General features: G+C 68.1%; 2 protein-coding genes. One reads left to right on the forward strand and one right to left on the reverse strand.

Annotation, left to right across the window (positions count from 1 at the left end; genetic code table 11):
• Positions 1–48: 48 nt before the first annotated feature.
• Positions 49–846, reverse strand: a complete 798-nt coding sequence (locus tag VFT73_RS13980; RefSeq protein WP_326412474.1) for a hypothetical protein — start codon at positions 844–846, stop codon at positions 49–51.
• 123 nt (positions 847–969) lie between these two features.
• Here VFT73_RS13980 and VFT73_RS13985 point away from each other — a divergent pair, with 123 nt between their 5' ends.
• The gene (locus tag VFT73_RS13985) at positions 970–2,043 is read left to right on the forward strand and encodes a metallophosphoesterase (protein WP_326412478.1); all 1,074 of its coding nucleotides are present in this window, start codon (positions 970–972) and stop codon (positions 2,041–2,043) included.
• Positions 2,044–2,092 lie beyond the last annotated feature (49 nt).

Here is a 2,092-nt window from a genome sequence, read left to right on the forward strand (position 1 = left end):
GCAAAGCCGGCGAAGCGCAGCCGCAAGCCCGCCACCGCTTGAGGTCCCTCAGCTCCTGCCGGTGACCAGCGTTCCGGCGGGCACCCCGAAGTCCATCGGAGCGATTGCCGCTCCCGGCGAACCGGCCGTGGCCGCGGCATAAATGCGCGGCCCTAGCGGGCTAAAGACGACCGCTTCCGCGAGAACCAGCGAGAAGACCATGACCGTCATGCCGCGCCACCACGCGGGATGCACATGACCGCTGCGCCGCATGTCGGCCCATGCGCCGGCGATCGGGAACAGCATCGCCGCCGCGAACGCGGCCTCCCACGCGAACGGCTGAAGCAGCGGCAGCGGAAGCAGGCGTCCGAAGGCCGGTATCAGCAGCATCGACATCGCGCAGAAATGCAGGCAGCGGTGCCATTCGGTGCGCCTCCGCATCGCGACCGCCGCGAGCGTCAGGCCGGCAAAGGTCAGCACCGTCACGGGATCGAAGATCAGGAACTGCGCCGGCCGGAAAAAGAACGGCACGTGCCCGAGCCGCACGTTGGCGACCGTGACGACAAAGCCCATCACGATCATCGGCGCCAGCCACGCCACGGCGAACCAGCCGAGCCGCCGGTGGAGGTGCATCCGCCCAGTCGCGACGAAGATGTTCTGCAGCAGGTAGATCCCGACCCAGCCCATGAAGACCCAGGCATGCAGATGGACTCGGAGCGGTGCCGCAAAGGTCGATCGTCCCATCAGGTATTGGAACGAGAATGCGCTGACGATCGTGACCGTCATCACGATCGCGCCGCGCAGGAAGAAGCGCACGTCGCCGGTCGCCGGCACGGGCACGAAGGGCGGTTGAGCTAAAGTGGCCATCTCGCTGTCCCCCGCGAGTCCGATGCGCGAGCTTACCCTTCCGCTAGCCCGGTTAGAAGGCGTTTTCTCGTCATATATTAACGGCATTGCTCGCTCGCCCGCTGAGTGCGACAGTGCACGGCCATGGGGGCAGTCCGGGCACACTCCCCGTTCGAGCGGATCCTACGCATCGCCGCAGTGGCGCTTGCGGCGTTGTTCGCGATCATGGCCTCCAGCGCCCCCGCCGCCCAGCCCAAGCGCATCATCGCCGTCGGCGACCTCCACGGCGACTATCAGGCGTGGGTCGCCATCGCCCGCGCGGCCGGGATCATGGACGGGAGCGGCCATTGGGCCGGGGGCAAGACGACTCTCGTCCAGCTCGGCGACGTCCTCGACCGCGAGCCGGATTCGCTGAAGATCGTCCGCAGCCTGCAGCAGCTGCAGAAGGAGTCGCGCCGCGCCGGCGGACGCGTCGTCGTCGTGCTCGGCAACCACGAGGCCATGAACCTGCTCGGCGACTTCCGCTACACGACTCCGGGCGAATATGCGGCCTTCGCCGGTCCGAACTCCGCCGCGATCCGCGACCGAGTCTACGACCTCAACCGAGCGGCGGCCGAAGCAGCGGCGCACGCCACGAACCCGGCTTTGACTCCGCAGCAGGTTCACGACGCCTGGATGGCGCAGCACCCGCTCGGCTGGGTCGAGCACAAGCTCGCGTGGAGCCCGTCGGGCGAGCTCGGAAAATGGGCGACGCATAATCCCGCAGTGGTGAAGATCGACGGCACCCTCTTCGTCCACGGTGGCCTCAGCGCCGAATATTCCAAGCTCCCGCTCGACGAGATCAACCGGCGTGTCGCCGCGGCCATGGCGGCGGGCGACGACGATCCTTCCTCGATCCTCAACAGTCCGCTGGGACCTCTATGGTACCGCGGGCTCGTCATGGTCGACCGCGATGCGCAGGCGCTCCGCGCCGCGGCCAAGCCGCCGTCGCCGCAGCTGACTCCGGACGAGGAGCTGTCTGCGGTGCTCGCGGCCTACGGCGCGCAGCGGCTGGTCGTCGGTCACACGCCCGACCCGAAGGGCATCGAGCTGCTCTACGGCGGCCGGCTGGCGCGTATCGATACGGGCATTTCGCGCGCCTACGGCGGTCCGCTCACCTGGCTCGAGATCGTGGGCGGAAGGATGGTCCCGCACAGCATTGGGAGGCCGGCACAATGAGGGGGTTGCTTGCATTCGTCGCTTTCTGTCTGCTCGCTCTGCCCGCGCC

Origin of the sequence: Sphingomonas sp. (genome assembly GCF_035758555.1) — a bacterium.
GTDB lineage: Bacteria > Pseudomonadota > Alphaproteobacteria > Sphingomonadales > Sphingomonadaceae > Sphingomonas_B.

Coding starts and splice junctions, on each gene's coding strand:
- VFT73_RS13985 (WP_326412478.1), top strand. CDS start 970: ATGGGGGCAGTCCGGGCACACTCCCCGTTCGAGCGGATCCTACGCATC.
- VFT73_RS13980 (WP_326412474.1), bottom strand. CDS start 846: ATGGCCACTTTAGCTCAACCGCCCTTCGTGCCCGTGCCGGCGACCGGC.